The 21,533-nt window shown below is 71.4% G+C and carries 24 protein-coding genes; 9 read left to right on the forward strand and 15 right to left on the reverse strand.

Features of this window, described 5'->3' with window-relative positions:
- Window positions 1–69: 69 nt before the first annotated feature.
- From AWB89_RS22285 to AWB89_RS22310, 6 genes are all read right to left on the reverse strand, one after another.
- Window positions 70–327, reverse strand: coding sequence for a cell division/environmental response transcriptional regulator (locus AWB89_RS22285; RefSeq protein ID WP_066966433.1), 258 nt, complete (start codon window positions 325–327; stop codon window positions 70–72).
- Between the two features lie 140 nt (window positions 328–467).
- On the reverse strand, window positions 468–1,340 hold the full coding sequence (gene proC / locus AWB89_RS22290; protein ID WP_174627863.1) for a pyrroline-5-carboxylate reductase: 873 nt from the start codon (window positions 1,338–1,340) through the stop codon (window positions 468–470).
- A 27-nt stretch (window positions 1,341–1,367) separates the two neighbouring features.
- Window positions 1,368–2,195 carry a thioesterase family protein gene (locus tag AWB89_RS22295; protein WP_085176551.1) on the reverse strand — a complete coding sequence of 276 codons (828 nt, stop codon included), beginning with the start codon at window positions 2,193–2,195 and terminating at the stop codon, window positions 1,368–1,370.
- A 30-nt stretch (window positions 2,196–2,225) separates the two neighbouring features.
- A complete protein-coding gene (locus tag AWB89_RS22300; RefSeq protein ID WP_085176552.1) occupies window positions 2,226–3,068 on the reverse strand; it encodes a sugar phosphate isomerase/epimerase family protein in 843 nt (280 codons plus the stop codon).
- Window positions 3,069–3,098: 30 nt separating this feature from the next.
- Window positions 3,099–4,052 (reverse strand): hypothetical protein, encoded by a 954-nt coding sequence (locus AWB89_RS22305; RefSeq protein ID WP_085176554.1) that lies wholly within the window; start codon window positions 4,050–4,052, stop codon window positions 3,099–3,101.
- Window positions 4,049–5,065: a Ppx/GppA family phosphatase gene (locus AWB89_RS22310; protein WP_085097576.1), complete on the reverse strand. Its 1,017-nt coding sequence runs from the start codon at window positions 5,063–5,065 to the stop codon at window positions 4,049–4,051. Before AWB89_RS22310 ends, AWB89_RS22305 begins: the two co-directional genes overlap by 4 nt.
- An 18-nt stretch (window positions 5,066–5,083) precedes the next feature.
- On the opposite strand from AWB89_RS22310, the gene AWB89_RS27355 reads away from it, so the two are divergent.
- Together AWB89_RS27355 and AWB89_RS22315 are read left to right on the forward strand one after the other, a co-directional pair.
- Window positions 5,084–5,242 carry a hypothetical protein gene (locus AWB89_RS27355; protein ID WP_158089845.1) on the forward strand — a complete coding sequence of 53 codons (159 nt, stop codon included), beginning with the start codon at window positions 5,084–5,086 and terminating at the stop codon, window positions 5,240–5,242.
- Window positions 5,243–5,252: 10 nt separating this feature from the next.
- Window positions 5,253–6,038 (forward strand): DUF3109 family protein, encoded by a 786-nt coding sequence (locus AWB89_RS22315; protein ID WP_085097579.1) that lies wholly within the window; start codon window positions 5,253–5,255, stop codon window positions 6,036–6,038.
- Here AWB89_RS22315 and AWB89_RS22320 read toward each other — a convergent pair whose 3' ends face one another.
- A complete protein-coding gene (locus AWB89_RS22320) occupies window positions 6,039–6,761 on the reverse strand; it encodes a FadR/GntR family transcriptional regulator (RefSeq protein ID WP_085176556.1) in 723 nt (240 codons plus the stop codon). It abuts the gene before it with no gap.
- A 75-nt stretch (window positions 6,762–6,836) separates the two neighbouring features.
- Between AWB89_RS22320 and AWB89_RS22325 the strand changes: the two genes are divergently transcribed.
- The 4 genes from AWB89_RS22325 (at window position 6,837) to AWB89_RS22340 (ending at window position 10,547) form a co-directional block, all read left to right on the forward strand.
- Complete coding sequence (locus tag AWB89_RS22325; RefSeq protein ID WP_085176558.1) at window positions 6,837–7,793, forward strand: hypothetical protein; 957 nt, start codon at window positions 6,837–6,839, stop codon at window positions 7,791–7,793.
- Window positions 7,790–8,119, forward strand: a complete 330-nt coding sequence (locus AWB89_RS22330; protein ID WP_085097587.1) for a hypothetical protein — start codon at window positions 7,790–7,792, stop codon at window positions 8,117–8,119. The genes AWB89_RS22325 and AWB89_RS22330 overlap by 4 nt, the downstream gene beginning before the upstream one ends.
- Window positions 8,116–9,975 carry a GMC family oxidoreductase gene (locus AWB89_RS22335; RefSeq protein ID WP_085176560.1) on the forward strand — a complete coding sequence of 620 codons (1,860 nt, stop codon included), beginning with the start codon at window positions 8,116–8,118 and terminating at the stop codon, window positions 9,973–9,975. Before AWB89_RS22330 ends, AWB89_RS22335 begins: the two co-directional genes overlap by 4 nt.
- Window positions 9,976–10,073: 98 nt before the next feature.
- Entirely contained in the window at window positions 10,074–10,547 is a 474-nt protein-coding gene (locus AWB89_RS22340; protein ID WP_085176562.1) for an NUDIX hydrolase, read from the forward strand.
- On the opposite strand, the gene regX is transcribed toward AWB89_RS22340, so the two are convergent.
- The 6 genes from regX to AWB89_RS22370 form a co-directional block, all read right to left on the reverse strand.
- The gene (regX, locus tag AWB89_RS22345) at window positions 10,544–11,227 is read right to left on the reverse strand and encodes a two-component sensory transduction protein RegX (protein WP_066917713.1); all 684 of its coding nucleotides are present in this window, start codon (window positions 11,225–11,227) and stop codon (window positions 10,544–10,546) included. The genes AWB89_RS22340 and regX overlap by 4 nt on opposite strands.
- A complete protein-coding gene (locus tag AWB89_RS22350) occupies window positions 11,224–12,444 on the reverse strand; it encodes a sensor histidine kinase (RefSeq protein ID WP_139830667.1) in 1,221 nt (406 codons plus the stop codon). The genes regX and AWB89_RS22350 overlap by 4 nt, the downstream gene beginning before the upstream one ends.
- Window positions 12,445–12,593: 149 nt before the next feature.
- Complete coding sequence (locus tag AWB89_RS22355) at window positions 12,594–13,343, reverse strand: phosphoglyceromutase (RefSeq protein ID WP_085097783.1); 750 nt, start codon at window positions 13,341–13,343, stop codon at window positions 12,594–12,596.
- 13 nt (window positions 13,344–13,356) lie between these two features.
- Window positions 13,357–13,875: a type III secretion system chaperone family protein gene (locus AWB89_RS22360; protein WP_085097599.1), complete on the reverse strand. Its 519-nt coding sequence runs from the start codon at window positions 13,873–13,875 to the stop codon at window positions 13,357–13,359.
- Entirely contained in the window at window positions 13,872–15,212 is a 1,341-nt protein-coding gene (gene mshA / locus AWB89_RS22365; protein WP_085176564.1) for a D-inositol-3-phosphate glycosyltransferase, read from the reverse strand. Before mshA ends, AWB89_RS22360 begins: the two co-directional genes overlap by 4 nt.
- Window positions 15,213–15,264: 52 nt before the next feature.
- On the reverse strand, window positions 15,265–16,575 hold the full coding sequence (locus tag AWB89_RS22370) for an ROK family transcriptional regulator (protein WP_085097605.1): 1,311 nt from the start codon (window positions 16,573–16,575) through the stop codon (window positions 15,265–15,267).
- A gap of 175 nt (window positions 16,576–16,750) precedes the next feature.
- On the opposite strand from AWB89_RS22370, the gene AWB89_RS22375 reads away from it, so the two are divergent.
- On the forward strand, window positions 16,751–17,503 hold the full coding sequence (locus AWB89_RS22375; RefSeq protein WP_142280259.1) for an SDR family NAD(P)-dependent oxidoreductase: 753 nt from the start codon (window positions 16,751–16,753) through the stop codon (window positions 17,501–17,503).
- On the opposite strand, the gene AWB89_RS22380 is transcribed toward AWB89_RS22375, so the two are convergent.
- Window positions 17,484–18,851, reverse strand: coding sequence for a L,D-transpeptidase (locus tag AWB89_RS22380; protein WP_085176569.1), 1,368 nt, complete (start codon window positions 18,849–18,851; stop codon window positions 17,484–17,486). The genes AWB89_RS22375 and AWB89_RS22380 overlap by 20 nt on opposite strands.
- 40 nt (window positions 18,852–18,891) lie before the next feature.
- Window positions 18,892–20,001: a UDP-N-acetylmuramate dehydrogenase gene (locus tag AWB89_RS22385; protein WP_085176571.1), complete on the reverse strand. Its 1,110-nt coding sequence runs from the start codon at window positions 19,999–20,001 to the stop codon at window positions 18,892–18,894.
- A gap of 26 nt (window positions 20,002–20,027) precedes the next feature.
- Between AWB89_RS22385 and AWB89_RS22390 the strand changes: the two genes are divergently transcribed.
- Together AWB89_RS22390 and AWB89_RS22395 are read left to right on the forward strand one after the other, a co-directional pair.
- Complete coding sequence (locus AWB89_RS22390) at window positions 20,028–20,552, forward strand: DUF2505 domain-containing protein (protein ID WP_085176573.1); 525 nt, start codon at window positions 20,028–20,030, stop codon at window positions 20,550–20,552.
- Window positions 20,553–20,562: 10 nt separating this feature from the next.
- On the forward strand, window positions 20,563–21,405 hold the full coding sequence (locus AWB89_RS22395) for a carbon-nitrogen hydrolase family protein (RefSeq protein WP_085176575.1): 843 nt from the start codon (window positions 20,563–20,565) through the stop codon (window positions 21,403–21,405).
- The last annotated feature ends 128 nt before the right edge of the window (window positions 21,406–21,533 follow it).

Consider the following 21,533-nt stretch of genomic DNA (forward strand, 5'->3'; position numbering starts at 1 on the left):
CCTACTTGACCCGGATACTTTACCCGGCCGTCAGCTCGGAACACCAAACCGGTGGCGCAGGGCGGCAGGTCAGCCGGCGTCGAAGTACGACGTCTCCAGCATGTCGTGGACGGCCTTGGCGTGCACCCGGAAGGACCGCCCAACGCGAACCGCTGGCAGCTCGCCGTTGTGCACCAACCGGTAGACCGTCATCTTGGAGACCCGCATCAGTGCTGCCACCTCCGCGACGGTCAAAAATTGTGTCCTGGCCTGCTGGCCATCGCCGGAACCGGAGTCCCGCCCCTTACCAGCGGAATCTCGTGCCGATGGCCCGTTCGTAGACGTCATCGCAACCCAATCGTGTCAGGCCCGCGCAATGCCAGCGGCTTCCCCTCCGCTGGCACCCACACGTGCATACAAAGAGGAGAATAGCGGGACTAGTGGGGTTAATGGTACTGGTGAGGGACAATCAGTCCGGAAATCGTGAATTATTCCGATGTAATTCTTAGCTGCTCAGAGCGCCTTTTTGCGGCCTGAACGGCCGCGTCGACGGCCACCCGCAATCCGCCCCGTTCCAGTTCGCGCAGCGCAGCGGCGGTGGTCCCCCCGGGCGACGTGACCGTGGCGCGCAGCTGCGCCGCCGTGGCGTCCGGGCGCGCGCCCAGCGCCTCCCGCTCGGCCGACGAATCGGCATCCAGGCGCTCGAGCAGCATCGCCGCCGAGCCGGCCATCGTCTGCGCCGTCAGGTCGGTGGCGACCGAGCGGCTCAGCCCCGCCGCCACGCCGGCGTCGACCAGGGCCTCGACCATCAGGAAGAAATAGGCCGGACCGGAGCCCGACAGCGCGGTCACCGCGTCCATTTGGGATTCGGGGACGGTCAGCACGCCGCCGACGGAGTCGAACAGGGCCGACACCTCTTCCAGCTGCGGTTCGGTCACGAAGCGGCCCCTGGCCAGCGCGGTCACCCCGGCGCCCACCAACGCCGCTGCGTTGGGCATCGCCCGGACCACCGGCGTTCCGGCCGGCAGCTTCGATTCGAAGTAGCCGATCGTGATGCCCGCCGCGACGGTGACGAAAACCTGCTCGGCGCTGTCGGTTTCGGCTTCGGTGGCCGCGCGGGCGAGTTCGCCCATCACGGCGTCGACGTCGGCCGGCTTGACCGCGACGACGACGAAGGTCGCGTTGTCCACCGCGTCGCTCACCGATGCCACGCGCACCGAGTAGGTCTCGGCCAGGTACTCGGCGCGCTCGGGCATCCGTTCGGCCACCACCAGGTCTTTGACCTGCCGGCCCGCGCGCAGCAGGCCCGACAGCAATGCCTCGCCGATGCTGCCGCCGCCGATGATCGCGATTCTTGCCATGGCGGAAAGCATTCCAGACACCCCCCGCTAGCGGGCGGCGGGCACCATCGCCAGCTGCCGCGCCTGCACCACCAGGCGGCCGAGGTGATCGACGACGATGTGATCCTCGTCGAACCAGTCGTGACCGATCTCCACGCAGGTCGCGATGATCCGCAGCCAGCCGTCGGCGGGCAGGGCGCGCAGGAACGCCGTCAGCTGGATGGTGGGCGCCCAGCCGGTGCGGTCCACGGCGAAGGTCACCGGCGCCGACAGATCGCCGCACATGAGCGCGAACAGCGCGTCGGGTGCCACGCCGCGGGGGCGCGCCCACATCTGGATCATGGGCGGGTGCCCGTCGCGGGGCCGCATCGTCGACAGCAGCGGCCGGACGTCGCATCCCTCGCCCAGGTGCACCAGGCCGGCCATGGGGTGGCCGGGCCCGATCGGCTCGACGTCGTCGGGCGGTTCGGGGGCCATCAGGTCCAGCACCGGGTTCGCCGACAGCAGCGGCGCGTGCGAGCCGTCGGGCGGGAAGTGCTCCGGCCGACCGAGGTTGACCACGGCGTGCACCGCCGTGCGCTCGCCCTGCATGAGTTCGACGTCGACGACACTGATCCGGCGGCCGCGCTTGCGGAACGAGGTCAGCAGCCGCATCGGCCCCGGGTCGGGCGCCGACAGGAAGCTCGCCGACACGGCCACCGGCTCGGGTCCGCCCGGCTGCGCGCCGCAGGCGGTGCGCGCGGCGTTGGCGCACAGCGCCAGCATCGCGCCACCGTGCACCTTCGCTCCGATGGTCCAGCGCTTGTCGAGCTCGCCCTCGTAGACGCCCGGGCCGACCTCCCGCAGGGCCATCGCGGTGGTGAATAACGCGTTCAAGGTTCTCCCCAAGTTGGTGTTGGTGGCCGCTCAGCGCAGCAGGTGGGTGCGCGCGAACTGCAGCGATTCGGCGAGCATGCTTTCGCGCTCGCTGGCGCTGCGCGCGCTCGACGTGGACACCTCCAAGATCACATGCCCGGAGAAGCGGCCGCCGGCCAGCATCTGGCACACCTCGGCGGTGGGCTGGTTGCCGCGCCCGGGCACCAGGTGCTCGTCGGCGGGCAGGCCGCTGCCGTCGCACAGGTGCAGGTGGGTCAGGCCCTCGCCCATCCGCTCGGCCATGTCCAGGGAGTCGGAGCCCGCGGTCGCGGTGTGGGACAGATCCAGCGTGTAGTTCGCGTGGTTGCCGTCCAGCGGGTCATAGGACGGCGCGAACGCCGAGATCGCCGGGCCCGGCCCGCCGCCGCGCTTGCGCATTCGCTCCCGGGACTGGCCCGCGCCGAAGAACCGGTCGGCCCGGAACGGGAACATGTTCTCCACGGCGACCTTCACTTCGCTGGAGGCCTCCAAGGCCGCGACCTGGTCGCTGAACCCGTCGGCGTAGCGCCGCTGCCAGCGAAACGGCGGATGCACCACGACGGTCTGCGCGTCGAGCTGTTCGGCGGCCCGCACGCTGCGGTCCAGCTTGAGAATCGGGTTGGCGCCCCACACCCGCTGCGAGATCAGCAGGCAGGGCGCGTGCACGGAGAGCACCGGGACGCGATAGCGCCGGGACAGCTTCTTGACGGCGTCGATGTCCTGGCTGACCGACTCGCTCCACACCATCAGCTCGACGCCGTCGTAACCGAGCCGGTCCGCGTACTCGAAGGCGGCCTCGGCGCGCAACGGGTACACGGAGGCGGTCGACAGGCCGACTTTGATTGCTGGGCGCAATGGTCTGTGGGGGCTCTTCGGTGGATTCGGCTAGCCCGACTGTAGCGACAGGACCAGCGGCCCCAGGGTGATCAGCGCCCCCACCGCGACGGCGATCAACGTGCTGGCGATGTCCTCGGTTTTGCGCACCACGCGCACCCCCACCACCAGCCCGAGGATGACCAGCACCGTGAGCACCAGTGCCACGATGCTGTTCCAGCGCCACAGCTCGTCGAACGCGACGAACAGGCCGGCACCGAACGCGACCGCCAGGATCGACTGGAACACGACCAGGCAGCCGCGCCACAGCCCGCCGAGCCGGCCGGGCGCCTCGTGCGGCGCCTCGCCGGTGCGCTCGGCCACCGCGGCGGGGTGGTCGTCGTCGAGCTCCTCCACCGCGGACCGCTCCGCGCCGCGCCGCCGGGCCACCTCGTCGGCGAGCGTCTGGCCGCCGAACAGCGTGGAATCCGACTGTAGGAAGGACCGCACGAAGGCGGAATCCTCGGACGCGGGTTCGGCTTCGCGCACCTCCGAGTCCGTGACGTCCACCGGGAGGTCGGCGTAATGGTCCAGCGGGTCCGGGCTCATGTCCTCGGCGCCGGACTGGGCTGCGTCTACGGCGGCGTCGGCGTGCGGCAGCGGCCGTGGGTAGGCGCTGCGCTCCGGGCCGGACAGACGTTGGGGTTGGGGCGGCGACTTGGGCCAACGCGGCTCGGGTTCGGACCAGTACGCGGACGCGGACCGGTCCTCGGGCGCCTGCTCGGGGGCCGGCTCGGCGACCCGGACCGGCCCGCTGGCCGCCTCTTCGGCGTCGTGGTCGTCCTCGTCGCGGATGACCGGAATCTCACCGGTGAGCTCGGCGACCGTGACGGCGTCGCTGTCGCCGCGCCGCCGGCGGCGCCGCCGGGTGACTGCGGGGGCGCCGATGGTTCCGTTCCTGGCCAGCAATTCGGCCACCGAGATGGGCCGGGTGCCGGGGCTCTCGGTCTCGTGTGGTCCGGTCATGATTTGTCGCCTCTCGATCGGTTGGCGTTCCGATCAGCTTTCTGGCCTCCAGCATCGCGCACCGAGCTCCCGAAGAGCGCGGTTCCATCGGCTTCGCTGTCGAGTTTGCGCAAGATGAGACCTTCCCGTAACGCCCACGGGCAGATATCCACGGCTTCGATCGACAGCGCTCGCATGCTTGCCTCGGCCACCAGGGCGCCCGCCACGATCTGCGGTGCCCGTTCGGCGCTCACTCCTTCCAGTTCTGCCCGGTCAGCGGTGGTCATCCTAGAGATGAAAGCTATGAGTTGCCTGAGGCCGTTTTCGGTCAGCGTCCTCTTGACCCGCGGCCCCGCCGCCGAGGGCGCAGCTCCGGTGAGCCGTGCCAGCGAACGGAACGTCTTGGACGTGGCGACCGCGAGGTCGGGGGCGCCGGCTTCCAGGACCGCCACGGCCGATTCCGCCAGCTCGGCGTCCAGCCAGTCGCGCAGCATCGCCACCCGTCGCCGCCCGGGCGGGTCGTCGGGCAGCCATTCGCGGGTCAATCGCCCCGCACCCAGCGGCAACGACAACGCGACCTCGGGCTCCTCGTCGACGCCGCTGGACAATTCCAGCGAGCCGCCGCCGATGTCCAGGTTGATGATCCGCCCGGCACTCCACCCGTACCAGCGGCGCACCGCGAGGAAGGTCAGCCGCGACTCGTCGACCCCGGTCAGCACCTGCAGCTCGACGCCGGCTTCTTTTCGCACCCGGGACAACACGTCGTCGGAATTCTCGGCGTCGCGGACGGCCGAGGTGGCGAAGGCCATCAGCTCCTTGCAGCCGGAGCTGTCCGCGATCTTGGCGAACTCGTCGATCGTCGAAACCAACTTGTCGGCGCCGCGCTTGGTGATCTTGCCGGAGCTGTCGATCGACTCGGAGAGCCGCAGCGTGGCCTTCGTCGAACTCATCGGCGTCGGGTGCCCACCGCGGTGGGCATCGACCACCAACAGGTGGACCGTGTTGCTACCCACGTCGAGCACGCCTAACCGCACAGCAATCAACCTAGCCGGGTGACGATGCGCGCCGCGCAGCGGCGCGAGGAGAAGGCCGGCAATCAACCCAGCCGGGTGACGATGCGCGCCGCGCAGCGGCGCGAGGAGAAGGCCGGCAATCAACCCAGCGGCAGTCGCGTCGCGTCAAAGTGCCAGGCAAGCGAAATCGTGGTCTAACGTTGGCGACGTGGCGGATTCACACCCGGAACCGGGTCAAGAGGTCGAGTTGGACTTCGCCCGCGAGTGGGTGGAGTTCTACGACCCGGACAACCCGGAGCACCTGATCGCGGCCGACCTCACCTGGCTGCTGTCCCGCTGGACCTGCGTGTTCGGCACTCCCGCCTGCCGCGGCACGGTCGAGGGCCGGCCGGACGACGGGTGCTGCTCGCACGGCGCGTTCCTGTCCGACGACGACGACCGGGCCCGGCTGGACGACGCGGTCACGAAGCTGACCGACGAGGATTGGCAGTTCCGCGAAAAAGGCTTGGGCCGCAAGGGTTACCTGGAGCTCGACGAGCACGACGGCCAACCGCAACACCGCACGCGCAAGTACAAGGACGCCTGCATCTTTCTCAACCGGCCGGGCTTTGCCGGCGGCGCCGGGTGCGCCTTGCACACCAAGGCCCTCAAGCTGGGCGTGCCGCCGCTGACCATGAAGCCCGACGTCTGCTGGCAGCTGCCGATTCGGCGCAGCCAGGAGTGGGTGACCCGGCCCGACGGCACCGAAATACTCAAGACGTGGGTCACCGAATTCGATCGCCGCGGCTGGGGTTCCGGCGGCGCGGACCTGCACTGGTATTGCACCGGCGACCCGGCCGCGCACGTCGGCGCCAAGCAGGTCTGGGAGAGCATGGCGGACGAGCTGACCGAGTTGCTCGGCGCGAAGGCCTACGCCGAGCTGGCGGCAATGTGCAAGCGGCGCAGCAAGTTAGGGCTGATCGCCGTGCACCCGGCCACCCGGGTCGCCGAGTAATCACGTTCCCTGAGTCTTCTTGTAGGACAACACCATTCGCAGCGCGCTGGCGTTGAGGTAGTACTCGACCGCGGTGGCGGCCGGCTCCGTCTCGCGCGCCAGCACGGCGTCGGTGATGGCCTGCAGGTCGGCCACCACCGGGGCGGCGTCGTCGTAGGCCCCGGTGAGTTCGTGCTCCCGCCCGCCGAAGGCGTGCTCGACCCAGCGGTACAGCAACCCCAGCGCCCGGTTGCGGGTGGCGTGGATGAGCACCCGGAAGTAGGCGAGGTCGGCGGCCTGGCGTGCCGACGCGCCGTCGGCCTCGCGCACGGCCTGCAGCGCCGCGCGCAACGACTCGGCGTCCTCCGGCGTGCTGCGCACGGCCGCCAGCCGGCCGATCAACGGGCCCAGCGCCGCCCGGATCTCCAGCAGCTCGGCCAGGAACTCCGGTCCGAGCTTGCGAACCAGCGCCTCGACGACGGCGGGGTGGGTGAGCGCCTCGGGGTCGCGGACCACGTTGCCGCTGCCGTGGCGGGCCTCGATGAGGCCCATCTGCTGCAGGCGGGCCAGCCCCTGGCGCAGCGACGTGCGGTTCACGCCGAGGTGCTCGGCCAGCTCCCGCTCGGGCGGCAGGGTCGACCCGGGCGGAAAGGCGCCGTCGAGGATGGCGTCGGCGATCGACGCGGCGATCTGCTCGTCGACCCGTTGGCGATCCGGCGGCTGCAGCGCACTTGACTGGTTCATTGGCTCAACCAATATAGTGGACCGACCGGGCACCGCGCAGCATCGCGCGGCCGTGTCGCGACCGGAGGTGAGCACATGGACGACGAGCTGCGCTCGGCCGCCGCCCCGCGCTGGCGCGGCAAGGCCGGCCGCCTGGAGGTCTGGTACGCCACCTTGTCGGATCCGCTGACCCGCGCCGGGCTGTGGATCCACTGCGAGACGGTGGCCCCCGAGCACGCGGCCGACTCCCCCTACGCCCACGGCTGGGCGACCTGGTTCGCGCCCGACGGCCCGCCACGCACCGAGCGGTTCGGCCCCGAACCGGCCGGGCCGGCGTCGGGAACCGCCTGGTTCGACGCGGCGGGGGTGCGGGTGGCGCCGGAAAAGCTGGCCGGGCGCGCCGGACCGTTCGCGTGGGACCTGTCCTGGAAGGACGCCGGCACGCCGCTGTGGACGTTCCCCCGGGCGGCGTGGGAACGCGAGCTGTTGCCGGGCGCCCAGGTGGTGCTGGCGCCCACCGCGGATTTCACCGGCGCACTGACCGTCGCCGACGCGGCGGTCCGCGTCGACGGGTGGCGCGGCGGGGTCGCGCACATCTACGGGCACGGCAACGCCAGGCGCTGGGCCTGGGTCCACGCCGACCTCGGCGACGGCGACGTCGCGGAAGTCGTCGCGGCGGTCTCCAACAAGCCGGGCCTGCGCCGGCTGGCACCGCTGGCGTTCGTGCGGTTCCGCATCGACGGAAGGGACTGGCCCGCAAGCCCGTTGCCGTCGGTGCGGATGAAAACGACGCTGGGCCTGCGGCACTGGCAGCTGGAGGGCCGTATCGGCGGTCGCCGGGTGCTCATCCGGGTCGACCAGCCGCCGGAGCGGTGCGTGAGCCTCGGGTACACCGACCCCGACGGCGGCCGCGCGGTGTGCACCAACACCGAACAGGCCGACGTCCACATCGACATCGACGACCGGCACTGGTCGGTGCTGGGGACCGGGCATGCCGAGGTCGGCCTGCGCGGTGCCGACGCGCCCGACATCAACGAAAGGATCCCGTCGTGAGCTTCGTTCTCGACCCACCGCTGCTGTTCGCCGCCGGCGTGCTGATCGAGCGCCGGCTGCCCGCGGACCAGCGGGACGTCGCCGAGGCCGCCACGCTCGGCGTCTTCTTCGGCGGTTCGTTCGGTCTCTACAACAACGTGCCCGGCCTGGGCGTGCTGTGGCGGCCCTTCCGCGCCGCCAACGGGCGCGACTTCATGTGGAACAGCGGCGTTTTCGGCGTCGACACCGCGGAGGCGGGCCCGCGGCTGCACGCCGCGGCGGGCGCCATCTTCGCGACGTATCCGTTCTTCATCAAACTGGGACGCCGGCTCGGACGCCGCGGATGAGCCGTCTCGCCGCGTCGTTCGGCGCCGCGCTGCTGCCCGAGGAGTGCGGCGGCCCGGCGCCGGCCCAGCTCGCCGCGCGCGTCGACCGCTACGTCAAGCGGCTGCCCCCGGTATCGCGGACGGCCCTGCGCGCCGGGTTACTGTCGCTGGCCGCGGCGAGCTACCTCACCACCGGCCGCTCGCTGGCGCGGCTCGAACCTGGCGAACGGGAGCGGGTGCTGCGACGCGTCGCCGCGCTCGGGCCCGACGCCGGCGCGGCCGTCGAGGCCATGAAGGCCATCGTGTTGCTGGCCAACGGCGCCGAATCCTATGCGCCGGAGCTGCTTTCGCGCGCGCGGGCAGCGGACATGGCGCGCCCGGATGCGCCCCTGACCGTCACGCCCGCCGCCGAGAGCGGCTCGGTCGTCACCGCCGACGCGGTCGTCGTGGGGTCCGGCGCCGGCGGGGCGATGGTGGCCCGCACGCTGGCGCGGGCCGGCCTGGACACCGTCGTGATCGAGGAGGGCCGGCGCTGGACGGTCGGCGAATTCCGCAGCACCCACCCCATCGACCGCTACGCCGGGCTGTACCGCGGCGCGGGGGCCACCGTGGCGCTGGGCCGCCCGTCGGTGGTGCTGCCCATCGGTCGAGCGGTCGGCGGCACCACCGTGGTGAACTCCGGCACCTGCTACCGGCCTCCGCCCGCCGTGATGCGGCGCTGGCGCGACGATTTCGGCCTCGCCCTGGCCGATCCGGACCGGCTGAACGAGCGCCTCGACGACGTGGAGCGCACCCTGCGGGTGGCGCCGGTCCCGCTGCAGATCATGGGCCGCAACGGGCGGCTGCTGCTGGATGCCGCCGCGACGCTGGGCTGGCGGGCGGCGCCCATCCCGCGCAACGCGCCGGGTTGTCGGGGTTGCTGCCAGTGCGCGATCGGCTGCCCGCGCAACGCCAAGTTCGGCGTGCACCTCAACGCGTTGCCGCAGGCGTGCGAGGCGGGCGCGCGGATCATCTCGGAGGCCCGCGTCGAGCGGGTGCTGCACCGGCAAGGGCGCGCTCGCGGGGTGCGCGCCCGCCGGCCGGACGGCACCGCGCTCGACGTCCTCGCCGACACCGTCGTCGTCGCGGCCGGCGCCACCGAGACGCCGGGGCTGTTGCGGCGCAGCGGTTTTGGCGAGCACCCGCGCCTCGGCCGAAACCTCGCGCTGCACCCGGCGACGATGCTGGCCGGCCGGTTCGACGAGGACGTGGTTGCTTGGCACGGCGTGCTGCAAAGCGCGGCCGTGCACGAGTTCCACGAGTCCGACGGTGTGCTGATCGAAGCGACCTCCACGCCGCCGGGGATGGGGTCGATGGTCTTTCCCGGCTACGGCGCCGAGCTGCTCGGCTGGCTCGACGGCGCGCACCGGGTCGCGACGTTCGGCGCCATGGTGGCCGACCGCGGCGTCGGCTCGGTGTCGTCGGTGCGCGGCGAGACGCTGGTGCGGTACGACATCGCGCGGGCCGACGTCGCCAGGCTGCGGGTCGCGATCGAGGCCATGGGCCGGCTGCTGTTCGCCGCGGGCGCCGTGGAGGTGCTCACCGGTCTGCCCGGCGCGATGACGGTGACGTCGCTGCCCGCGCTGCGGGATGCGCTGAGCCGCAGCGACGCGCGCAGCCTGCACCTGGCCGCCTTCCACCCCACCGGCACCGCGGCGGCGGGCGCCGACGAGCAGCTTTGTCCGGTCGACGAAACCGGGCGGCTGCGCGGCGCCGACGGCGTGTGGGTGGCCGACGCGTCGATCCTGCCGAGCTGCCCGGAGGTGAACCCGCAGCTGTCGATCATGGCGATGGCGCTGGGCGTGGCCGACGAGATCGTCGGCGCCCGCGGACATTGACTGTGAATCCCCGGCGCCCAGTGTGCGTCCAGGGCGGCGACACGCCGGTGGGGGCGGCCGTCAGTGCACACTCGAGGCCCGCAACGCACACTCGATGCGTGCCGATCCCCGACTTCATCGTTGAGCTTCGTCGTGCCGTTGGCACCGCGCCGTTATGGCTGCCCGGCGTCACGGCGGTCACGATCCGCGACCGGGAAGTGTTGCTGGTCAAGCGCGCCGATAACGGCGCCTGGACGGCGGTGACGGGGATCGTCGAGCCCGGCGAGAATCCGGCGGATTGCGCGGCGCGCGAAGTGCGCGAAGAAACCGGGGTCGACGCGCGGGCCACCCGCCTGGCGTGGGTGCACGTGACCCACCCGACCGTGCACGCCAACGGCGATCGGGCCCAGTATCTCGATCACGTCTTCCGCATGCAGTGGCTGGCCGGCGAGCCTTTCGCGGCCGACGACGAATGCACGGAGGCGGCGTGGTTCGGCCTCGACGAGCTGCCGCCGATGACGGAAAACATGCGCCGGCGCATCGCGCTCAGCGCGAGCGACGACGCCCGGACCGTCTTCGACGCGAGCGACTAACCCTCGAGCTTGTAGCCCAGCCCCCGCACCGTCACCAGGTGCACCGGGTTGGCCGGGTCCGCCTCGATCTTGGAGCGCAGCCGCTTGACGTGAACGTCCAGCGTCTTGGTGTCACCGACGTAATCGGCACCCCAGACCCGGTCGATCAGCTGCCCGCGCGTCAGCACCCGCCCACTGTTGCGCATCAGGTACTCGAGCAGGTCGAATTCCTTGAGCGGCAACGTGATCGTGTCGCCGTTGACCGAGACGACGTGGCGCTCGACGTCCATCCGGACCGGGCCGGACTCCAGGACGCCGTCGCTGATCTCGGAGTCGTCGTCGCCGCCCCGGCGCAGCACCGCGCGGATGCGGGCGATCAACTCGCGCGCCGAATACGGCTTCGTGACATAGTCATCCGCGCCCAGCTCGAGGCCGACCACCTTGTCGATCTCGCTGTCGCGCGCGGTCACCATGATCACCGGCACGCTGGAGCGGGCGCGCAGCTGCTTGCACACGTCGGTGCCGGACATGCCCGGCAGCATCAAGTCCAGGAGCACGATGTCCGCGCCGGCGCGATCGAATTCGGCAAGCGCCGCGGGGCCGTCGGTCATCACCGTGGCCTCAAAGCCCTCCTTGCGCAACAGGAATGCCAGCGGATCGGCCAGCGACTCCTCGTCTTCCACGATCAAGACACTGGTCATCGACTTAGTTCTTCCTCTCGTTGTGACCTGTTGGGCCGCACCTCACGGCCCAGCGGTTGGTCGGGTTGTTCGTCGTTGTCCTTGTAGGCCGGGATCGACAGCGTGAACGTCGACCCGGTGCCCGGCTTGCTCCACACGCCGATGCTGCCGTTGTGGTTGGCCGCAACGTGTTTGACGATGGCCAGGCCCAACCCGCTGCCGCCGGTGGCCCGCGAACGCGCCTTGTCCCCGCGGAAGAACCGCTCGAAGACGCGCTCCTGGTCTTCCAGGGGGATGCCGATGCCGCGGTCGGTCACGGCGATCTCGATGTTGTCGCCGCGGCGGCGGCGGCTGATCGAAACCGGCGATCCCGGAGGGGAATACGCGATCGCGTTGGACACCAGGTTTGCCAGCGCGGTCACCAGCAGCGTTTCGTCGCCCAGCACTCGCAGGCCGCTGGGGGCGTCGGTGCGGACCTCGATGTCGGCGTTGTCGGCCGCCACCTTGTGCCGCGCGATCGCTTCGGACACAACGGTGTCCACCTCGACCTCGGTCACGTTGGGCAACGGGTCGGCGCCCTGCAGCCGGGACAGCTCGATCAGCTCGGCGACCATGTCCCCCAGCCGGTTGGCCTCGACGAGAACCTTTTCGGCGAACCGGCGCACGGTTTCGGAGTCATCGGCCGACGCCAGCAGCGCCTCGGCCAGCAGGGCCATCGCCCCCACCGGGGTCTTGAGCTCGTGGCTGACGTTGGCGACGAAGTCGCGGCGGGTCGCCTCCATGCGGGCGTAGTCGGACTGGTCGTGGACGAACACCACCGCGAACCGGCGGTCCTCCTCGCTCAGCAGCCGCGCCTGGCCGTGCACCGACAGCCCCGACCGGCCGGGTCCGCGCTTGGACGGCCGCAGGTCGAACTCGACGTCGACGCCGGTGAGCGCCTGCTGGGCGGCCTGCCAGGCCTGGTTGTCGAGCTGGCGGTCGCGGACCAGGCCCAGTTCCTTGGCCCGTTCGTTGAGGTAGACGACATCGCGGTGGGAATCCACCACCGCGGCGCCCAGCGGCATCAGCGCGACGATGCGTTGCAGCATCTGCGCGACGGTGATCCCCGTCCATTCGGTGGTGGATTGCTGGCGGCGTTCGACCGCCCGCGGCGCCAGCCGGGCCCCGACCGCAACCCCTGCGGCCAACGCCAGCACTGACAAGACCCCGGCCAGCAACAGCGCCGAGAACACAGTCACAACAAAATCCTACAAATTTGGTGAACGCCGCCCTAGCGGAGCGCGGCCAAAATCGGACAAGTCACACCTTACGCAGCAGGTGTTCCGCTCCCGTTCACTCGATGTTTGGCGAACGGGCCTTTAAAAGCGGTCTTGGACCTGGACCGGGCTCAGGCCCTGCCCTGGCTGGCAACGGCCGCGGCGCCCGCCGCGGCGGCCTCCGGGTCGAGGTAGGTGCCGCCCGGCAGCACCGGCCGCAGGTCGGCGTCCAGGTCGTAGCGCAGCGGAATGCCGGTCGGGATGTTGAGGCCGACGACCTCGTCGTCGGACATCCCGTCCAGGTGCTTGACCAGGGCGCGCAGCGAGTTGCCGTGCGCGACGATCAGCACGGTCTTGCCGGCCCGCAGGTCCGGGACGATGACGTCGGTGAAATACGGCAGGAACCGCACCACCACGTCGGCCAGGCATTCGGTCAGCGGGCCGCCGCCGATGTTGGCGTAGCGGGGATCGGTGTCCTGGCTGTACTCGCTGCCCCGCTCGATCGGGGGCGGCGGCGTGTCGTAGCTGCGCCGCCAGGCCATGAACTGCTCCTCGCCGTAGCGCTCCTTCGTTTCGGCCTTGTTGAGGCCCTGCAGGGCGCCGTAGTGGCGTTCGTTGAGCCGCCAGCTGCGCCGCACCGGGATCCACAACCGGTCGGCGGTGTCCAGCGCCAGGTGCGCGGTGGTGATCGCCCGGCGCAGCAGCGAGGTGTAGAGGACGTCGGGCAGCAGGCCGTGTTCGGTCATCAGCTCGCCGCTGCGCACCGCCTCGGCCCGTCCCTTTTCGGTCAGCCCCACGTCGACCCAGCCCGTGAACAGGTTGAGGGCATTCCAGTCGCTCTCGCCGTGGCGCAGCAGCACCAGCGTGGCCGTTTCACCCATGCCGGTCAGTCTCTCACGCAGGCTCGTCGTCATCGTCGTCGATCAGATGCGCGAACGCCTGCAGGTTCTTCAGCGACTCGCCGCGGGACACCCGCCACTCCCACTCTTTCTGAATCGACGACCGAAAGCCCAACTCCAGCAACGTATTAAAGTCGGAATCCACCGCTTCGAGCACCTGCCCGAGCACCCGGTCGATCTCGTCGGCGTCGACCGACGCCAGCGACATGCGGCCCACGAGGTAGATGTCGCCGACGTTGTCCAGCGTGTAGGCCACCCCGTACAGCCGGCGGTTGCGCCTGAGCAGGAACCGGTAGACGCCCTCGTGGTTCTCGTCGGGCTTGCGGCACACGAACGCCTCCACCCGCACCGAATGCTCGCCGATGCTCAGGATGGTGTTGGTCTTGAGCTTGCGCTCGCCGGGCAGTTCCACCACCAGGCCGGGCAGCCCGCCGTGCGCCCCGGGGAATTCCGAGTAGGTCAGCCCGCTGGCCTGCAGCGTGTGCTCGATCACGGCCTGCACGGTCGTATTCACGCGCCCACCCCGCGACGGGTGGTCCAGCGGCGCGGCTTGCGCATCGCGGCCCGGTCCGATTTCATGCCGTACCGGCGCTGGCGCAGGGCGGTGAAGTCGCCGATCGCGCGCCGGTAGCTGGCCAGCAGCGCGTCGGTGGTGTTGTCCCACGAGAAGGTGGCCGCGTGCGCGGCGGCCGCGCGGCTCATCGCGTCGGCCTGCGGCGGGGGTAGGCGCAGCAACCGATCCAGGGCGTCCGCCCAGTCGCCGACGTCGTGCCCGGACACCAAGCTGCCCGAGACCCCGTCGCGCACCGCCACCGGCAGGCCACCGACCGACGCGGCCACCACGGGGGTGCCGCACGCCTGCGCCTCGACGGCGACGAGCCCGAACGACTCCGAATAGCTGGGCACCGCAACAAGATTGGCGGCCTGGAACAGGGTGGCCAGGTCCGGGCGGGACTGCGGCGGCAGGAACGTCACCCGGTCGGCGATGCCGAGTTCGGCTGCCAGCCTTACCAATCCGTCCGGCGAGGCCAGGCCGCTGCCCGACGGGCCGCCGGCCACCACGATGCGCAGCCCGGGCAGTTTCGCCGCGGCGCGCAGGACGATGTCGGGGGCCTTCAGCGGCTGGATCCGCCCGACGAAGGCCACCAGGTCGCCGTCGAGCGGCAGCCCCAGCGCGGCCCGGGCCGCCCGGCGATCGCCCGGCGAGAACACGTCCAGGTCCACCCCCGGGTGGACCACATCGATGCGCGCCGGGTCGGCGTGGTGCAGCGAAATCAGTTGCGTGGCTTCGTCATCGGTGTTGACGATCAGCCGGTCCGCTTCGTCGACGACCTGCTGCTCCCCCACCGTGCGCAGCGGCGGCTCGGGCGCGTCCCCGTCGGCCAGGGCCGCGTTCTTCACCGCCGCGAGGGTGTGGGCGGTGTGCACCAACGGCACCGCCCAGCGGTCCCGGGCCAGCCAGCCGACCTGCCCGGACAGCCAGTAGTGGGAGTGCACGATGTCGTAGTGGCCCGGCTCGTGCGACGCCTCGGCGCGCAGCACCGCGGCCGCGAACGCGCACAGCTGCGTGGGCAGGTCGTATTTGTCCAGACCCTCGAAGGGCCCCGCCACCACGTTGCGGACCAGCACGCCCGGCGCCACGTTGGCCACCGGCGGATCGGCCGACGCGGTGGCCCGGGTGAAGATCTCCACCTCGATGCCCCGCCGCGCCAGGTGCAACGCGGTTTGCAGCACGTAGACGTTCATGCCTCCGGCGTCGCCCGTTCCCGGCTGGGCCAACGGCGAGGTGTGCACCGCCAGGACCGCTACCCGGCGCGGGTCGCTGCGCCGGAGAAGGTCGTCGTGCCGCACTCCTTCATCTTTACAGGACCGGCCGCGGCCCGGACGACGGGCGCTGTTCGCGCTAAGCGGACGACTCGTCGGCCGCGACCTCCCGCAGCCGGGACTGCAGCGCCCCGGCGCGACGCATCGCGCCCAGCGGGTCCGCGTACAGCCCGCCCAGCGACACCGTCCCGGCACCGGCCTCCTGGACCCGGTTGCCGAAGGCGGTGACGCGGATATCGCGCGGGGGCAGCACCGAGCGCCCGGCGAACGCCTCCTCCACCTGGCCCATCGCCTCGGGGTATTCGGTGAAGGCCTGGCCGCCGACCACCAGCTCGTCGGGGTTGAGCATGTCGCGCAGCAAGGCGACCGCCTCGCCGAGCACCCGGGCCCGCTCGGCGAGCAAGTCCTTGGCCGGCTGATTGCCGGCCCGGGCGCCCCGCAGCAGGTCGGTCATCGCGGTGGTGGCCCCGGCGGTGCGGGTCGCGGCGGCGACGTCGGGCAGGATCTTCAGTCGCCGCGCGGCGGCCAGCACCGCTTCGTCGCTGACGGTGGACTCCAGCTGGCCGGTGCCGCCGAGCAGCTCGGAGTGGGCGGGCAGCGCCGCGATGGTGCCCGGCCCGCTGGCCGGGCAGTGCACCCGCCCGCCGATCACCAGCGCGTAGCCCACGGTCTCGCGGGCGTAGACGTACAGGCTGGTCGGCGAGCTCGGCGCGAACCGGCGCAGGCCGAGCAGCAGCTCGGCGCCGGCCATCGCGTCGACGTGCGAGGCCACCGACAGCGGCAGGCCCAGCGCGTCGGCCAGCACCGGGCCGACGGGCGCCTGCCGCCAGCCGAGCCGGGGGTGGTCGACGAGGCCGGTGGCGCCGTCGACGGTGCCGCCGATCGCCACCCCGACCCACAGCGGGCGGCGCCGGTGCCAGCGCTGCAGGTACCGCGAGGCGCTCTCGGCCAGCGACGCCAGCGCCGGCCCGGCGGGGGACAGCGGCGTCGGGGTCTCGACGGTGTCCAGCGTGCGGCCGAACAGGTCGGTGGCCACGATGCTGGTGGTGCGCGCACCGATGTGGATGCCGAGCGTGACGAACGGTTCGTGGTTGATCTCCACCGGCACCCGCGGACGCCCGATGGCGCCGGAAACGGCCAGGTCGGCGCGTTCCCGCAGCAGGCCCGCGTCCAGCAGCGCGATGACCTGCCGGTTGACCGTGGCGATGCTCAGCGAGGTGACGGCCGCGATGACGTCGCGGCCGACGGGGCCGCGCAGCCGGACCGCGCGGAAGACGGAGGCCGCCGCCGAATCCGAGATGTGTAGCGCCGGAGGCAGGATCTGGCGGTGCATCCGCGGAAGGCCTTTGCGGCTGAGGGAATGGTGGCTACGGGTAAGGGTAGTGCGCATGGGTGTCCTTTTGTGCGAGTTCCTGATGGCCGGCTGCGGCCACACCTGAAAGTCAGGAGCGGCAGAGTGCGCGGCAACAACACGCACCCGCCGCGCACAGACACGCGGCGGTGTTGTTGATCAGGGCGCCAAGGAGCACCCCGAGAACTTAGCACGTTCACTAGAGTTGTTCCGTGTGAACGCAGCTGGGGGACAACAACGGGTCGCGGTGGTTACCGGCGCCAGTTCGGGCATCGGTGCGGCGACCGCGAAAACCCTTGCGGCACAGGGCTTTCACGTGGTCGTGGTGGCGCGTCGCGCGGACCGGCTCCAGGCGCTGGCCGACGAGATCGGCGGCACCGCAATTGTGGCCGACGTCACAGACGACCGCGCGGTGGCCGCGCTGGCCGCCGAGTTGAGCCGGGTCGACGTGCTGGTGAACAACGCCGGTGGCGCCTGGGGGCTGGAATCCGTCGCCGACGCCGACCTCGAGCACTGGCAATGGATGTGGGAGACGAACGTGGTGGGCACGCTGCGGGTCACCCGCGCGCTGCTGCCCAAGCTGATCGAATCCGGCGACGGCCTCATCGTCACCGTCACCTCGGTCGCGGCCCTGGAGACCTACGATGGCGGCGCCGGGTACACGGCGGCCAAGCACGCGCAGGGCGCGCTGCACCGCACGCTGCGCGGCGAGCTATTGGGAAAACCCGTGCGGCTCACCGAGATTGCGCCGGGGGCCGTCGAAACCGAGTTCTCGCTGGTGCGCTTCGACGGCGACCAACAGCGCGCCGACGCCGTCTACCGCGGGCTGACGCCGTTGGTGGCGGCGGACGTCGCCGAGGTGATCGGGTTCGTGGCCTCGCGGCCGTCCCACGTGGACCTGGACCTGATCGTCATCAAGCCGCGCGATCAGGCCAGCGCGACGCGGTTCAACCGCCGGGACGAGTAGTCGTCGTCGTGGTGGTGGTCGTGGGCGTGCCCGACAGGGTCGGGGCGTCTGTCGGCGTGACCGGCGCGGTGACGGGTATCTGCGACGCCGGCGGGTGCGCCGTCGGGGGCGGCAGCGCCGACATCGCCACCCAGGTGTCCCAGTCCACGGCCCAGTCCCAGATGTCGCCGTCGGAGTACGACAGCTGGATCGAGCTGCCGGTCACCTCGACCGGGTCGCCGTACATCGCGGTGCGGTAGTACTGCTCGGCGTCGGACGTCGACAGGTTGATGCAGCCGTTGGTGACGTTGCTGTTGCCCTGCGCCCCCGAGCTGGCCGGGTTGGCGTGGATGAACTCGCCGTTATTGGAGATCCGCACCGCCCACCGCTCGTGGGCGTTGGTGTAGCCGGCGGCCGGGTTCGACATGTAGAAGTCGGCGTACTTCTCGGTGACCACGTGGATGCCGTTGCGGGTGACGTTGCGCGCCTTGTCGGCCTCGCCGTAGCTGCACGGGAAGTCCATGATGACGCCGGCGTCGGTGACGACCTGGATGCGGTGCGAGGAGACCTCGGCCTTGACCACCTGCCGGCGGCCGATCTGGATGTGCAGGGAGATGTCGTCGGCGCCGAAGGCGCCGTCACCGAACGGGCGCCCGTAGAACTTGGCGTCGACGTTCACCGTGGTGCCGGCCGGGTAGTACTCGCGGGTCCGGTAGTGCACGCGCGCGCCCTGCGCCTCGTCGGGCAGCCAGGCCCAGCTGCCCTCGACGGGCGGGTCGGTGGTGACCGTGAGCGCCTTCTCGACGGCGGCCTTGTCGCTGATGGGCGAATCGAACTGGATGATGATCGGCGCGGCGACGCCGACGGTCTGCCCGTCGGCCAGCTGGAACGCCCCGCTGATCTTCTTGGTCGGCGACACGGTGGTGAACTTGCCGGTCACCGGGATCGCCTTGCCGTTGTGGCCGACGGCCGACCCGCTCCACGTGTAGGTGGCGTCATAGCCCAGCGGCTCGGTGGTGGTGTAGACGGTGCGGTCGGAGTTGAAGGCGCCGGCGACCACCTTGCCCGACGAGTTGGTCAGTGCGACCTTCTGGAACCAGCCGTCGGTCACCTGGACGCTGATCGGCGCGATCGGGACGACGTCGGCCGCGGCGTCGGCCGGCGCGAACTTCAGCTGCGGCGCCGGCGGCTCCTTCTTCTTCTCGGCCTCTTTGTTGGCCACGGTGCTGGCGCAGGCGGCCAATACGCTGGGGGCAAACACGCCGAGTCCCAGGGCCGCCAAGGCCAGGCGCCGGTTGACCGGCGGAGGGGAACTGGATGTGCTCACGACAATTAAAGATACCGTGAGAGAACACCCCAACCCCGCCATGACAATTCGCGCCCGGGGCGCCGACTCACGGGATTTGCGGCTACAGCCTGCAACCGAGCAGGACAGGCTCCGGTTCCAGTGTGATACCAAACACAGCGCGGACTCCGTCACGTACCGTGCGGGCCAGCGCGATGACGTCCCCGGCGGTGGCGTCGCCGCGGTTGGTGAGCGCGAGCGCGTGCTTGGTCGACAGCCGGCAGGGCGCTTGGGTGCCGCCCGGATCGGGCTGCGGATACCCCTTCCCGAAGCCCGCCCGCTCCACCAGCCAGCCCGCCGCCAGCTTGATACCGTCCGGCGCCGGGTAGTGCGGAACCGGTCCCTCGACGCGACCGGCCAGCCGCTCGTACTCCTGCGGGGAGACCACCGGGTTGGTGAAGAACGAGCCCACGCTCCAGGTGTCGTGGTCCGCGGCGTCGAGCACCATGCCCTTGCGGCCCCGCAGCCTCAGCACCGCCTCGCGGACGGCTTTCGGGTCGGCGCGCTCGCCGCTGGTCGCGTTCAGCGCGCCGGTCAGCTCGCCGTAGCGCAACGGCGCGCTGCGGCCCGAGGCGTCCAGGGCGAACTCGACTTCGAGTACCACGGAAGGGATTTCGCGTCCCGACCGGTTGGCCCGCTTGAACGCGCTGGTGCGGTAGCCGAACCCGAGTTCCTCGCCGGGCACCCAGCGCACCGCCCCGCTGGCGCGGTCCAGCACCCGCACCCGGGTGATGGTGTCGGAGACCTCCGCCCCGTAGGCCCCGACGTTCTGCACCGGGGTGGCGCCGGCCGACCCGGGGATGCCGGACAGGCATTCCAGCCCGCCCAGACCGCGCTCGATCGCCGTGAGCACCACGTCGTCCCAGACGGCGCCCGCCTCGGCGCGCACCACGTTGCCGTCGACGGTGATCGCGTCGTTGGCGAGGCGCACCGCGGTCAGCTCGGTCAGCGTGTCGGCGACCACGAGGTTGGAGCCGCCGGCAAACACCAGCACCGGCCCACCGCCGGATTCGGCGTCCAGCTGGCCCAGCACGGCAACCACCTGCTCGGTGCTGGTGCAGGTGATCAGGCGCCGCGCGACGGGCCCGACCCGCAAGGTCGTCAACGGCGCCAGCGGCACCGCCTCGGCGACATGCGCACCGGCGAAGAGCGAACCGGCACCGGTCGGTTTCATGGCCCGTAACGGTAGCCTGGCCAGCTATGCCGCGTTCATTCGACTTGTCGGCCGACTACGAGCAGACCGTCGAGGAGATTCACCGGGCTTTCCAGGTGGAGGGCTATTGGGAGGCCCGGCTGGCCGACATCCCCGTCGACGAGGCCCGGCTGGAGTCGATGCGGCGCGGCGGTGAGTCCGGGGACGCCGGCAGCGTCGAGGTGGTGACCGTGCAGGTGGTGCGCAGCCACAACCTGCACGCCCTCGTCAAGCAACTGCACCGGGGCGACCTGTGCGTGCGGCGCGAGGAATCCTGGGGGCCGCTGCGCGACGGCTCCGCGACGGCGGCCATCGCCGGCTCGATCGAGGGCACCCCGGTGCACGTGTCGGGCACCGGCGAACTGTCGCCCATCGCGGAGTCCGGCGGCGCGCGGCTCACCTACCGGATCGCCGTCAAGGTCCGGGTGCCGCTCATCGGCGGCAAGGTGGAGCGGCTCATCGGCACCCACCTGGCCGAACTGGTGAGCCGCGAACAGCGCCTGACCGCGGAGTGGATCGCGGACAACGCCTAGGCTGGCGCCCATGCGAATCGCCTTGGCGCAGATCCTCAGCGGCAGCGATCCGGCGGCGAACCTGCAGCTGGTGGGCGAGTACGCGCGCCGCGCCGCCGACGCCGGCGCCGCGCTGGTGGTCTTCCCGGAGGCGACCATGTGCCGGTTCGGCGTTCCGCTGGCACCGGTCGCCGAGCCGATCGACGGGCCGTGGGCGGACGGCGTGCGCGGGATCGCGGCGGACGCCGGGATCACCGTGATCGCCGGCATGTTCACCCCGGCCGGCGACGGGCGGGTGACGAACACGCTGATCGCGGCCGGGCCCGGCGCCCCCAACCGGCCGGACGCCCACTACGACAAGATCCACCTCTACGACGCGTTCGGCTTCGCCGAGTCGCGCACCGTCGCGCCCGGCCGCGAGCCGGTGGTGGTGGACGTCGACGGGGTGCGGGTGGGACTGAGCGTTTGCTACGACATCCGCTTTCCGGCGCTCTACACCGAGCTGGCCGCGCGCGGCGCCCAGCTGATCGTCGTCTGCGCGTCCTGGGGCTCGGGGCCGGGCAAGCTCGAGCAGTGGACGCTGCTGGCCCGGGCCCGGGCGCTGGATTCGATGAGCTACGTCGCCGCCGTCGGTCAGGCCGACCCCGGCGACACCCTGTCCACGTCGGGCTCCGGCGCGGGCGCACCCACAGGTGTGGGCGGCAGCCTGGTGGTGTCGCCGCTGGGCGAGGTGGTCGCCTCCGCCGGCGCGAACCCGCAGCTCGTGGTGGCCGACATCGACGTCGACAAGGTGGCCAAGGCCCGCGAAACCATCGCGGTGCTGCGAAACCGCTCCGACTTTGCTCGGATGGATAGGGCAGAATCGGTTGGGTGACGAACCCACAAGGCCCCCAGGGACCACCAAACGAGGGCCCGTCCACCTGGGCCCGCCCCGGCAACCAGCCCTTCGGCCAGCCCCCGACCGAGCGGCCCACCGAGCGGATCAGCACCGGCGGCCCGGCC

The organism is Mycobacterium paraense (genome assembly GCF_002101815.1).
GTDB classification, from domain to species: domain Bacteria; phylum Actinomycetota; class Actinomycetes; order Mycobacteriales; family Mycobacteriaceae; genus Mycobacterium; species Mycobacterium paraense.

Excerpts from the sequence above, each read along its gene's own strand:
- AWB89_RS22285 (WP_066966433.1), bottom strand. The coding sequence starts at position 327 with ATGACGTCTACGAACGGGCCATCGGCACGAGATTCCGCTGGTAAGGGG.
- proC (WP_174627863.1), bottom strand. The coding sequence starts at position 1,340 with ATGGCAAGAATCGCGATCATCGGCGGCGGCAGCATCGGCGAGGCATTG.
- AWB89_RS22305 (WP_085176554.1), bottom strand. The coding sequence starts at position 4,052 with ATGACCGGACCACACGAGACCGAGAGCCCCGGCACCCGGCCCATCTCG.
- AWB89_RS22320 (WP_085176556.1), bottom strand. The coding sequence starts at position 6,761 with ATGAACCAGTCAAGTGCGCTGCAGCCGCCGGATCGCCAACGGGTCGAC.
- AWB89_RS22325 (WP_085176558.1), top strand. The coding sequence starts at position 6,837 with ATGGACGACGAGCTGCGCTCGGCCGCCGCCCCGCGCTGGCGCGGCAAG.
- AWB89_RS22335 (WP_085176560.1), top strand. The coding sequence starts at position 8,116 with ATGAGCCGTCTCGCCGCGTCGTTCGGCGCCGCGCTGCTGCCCGAGGAG.
- regX (WP_066917713.1), bottom strand. The coding sequence starts at position 11,227 with ATGACCAGTGTCTTGATCGTGGAAGACGAGGAGTCGCTGGCCGATCCG.
- AWB89_RS22355 (WP_085097783.1), bottom strand. The coding sequence starts at position 13,343 with ATGGGTGAAACGGCCACGCTGGTGCTGCTGCGCCACGGCGAGAGCGAC.
- AWB89_RS22370 (WP_085097605.1), bottom strand. The coding sequence starts at position 16,575 with ATGCGCACTACCCTTACCCGTAGCCACCATTCCCTCAGCCGCAAAGGC.
- AWB89_RS22380 (WP_085176569.1), bottom strand. The coding sequence starts at position 18,851 with ATGGCGGGGTTGGGGTGTTCTCTCACGGTATCTTTAATTGTCGTGAGC.
- AWB89_RS22385 (WP_085176571.1), bottom strand. The coding sequence starts at position 20,001 with ATGAAACCGACCGGTGCCGGTTCGCTCTTCGCCGGTGCGCATGTCGCC.
- AWB89_RS22390 (WP_085176573.1), top strand. The coding sequence starts at position 20,028 with ATGCCGCGTTCATTCGACTTGTCGGCCGACTACGAGCAGACCGTCGAG.
- AWB89_RS22395 (WP_085176575.1), top strand. The coding sequence starts at position 20,563 with ATGCGAATCGCCTTGGCGCAGATCCTCAGCGGCAGCGATCCGGCGGCG.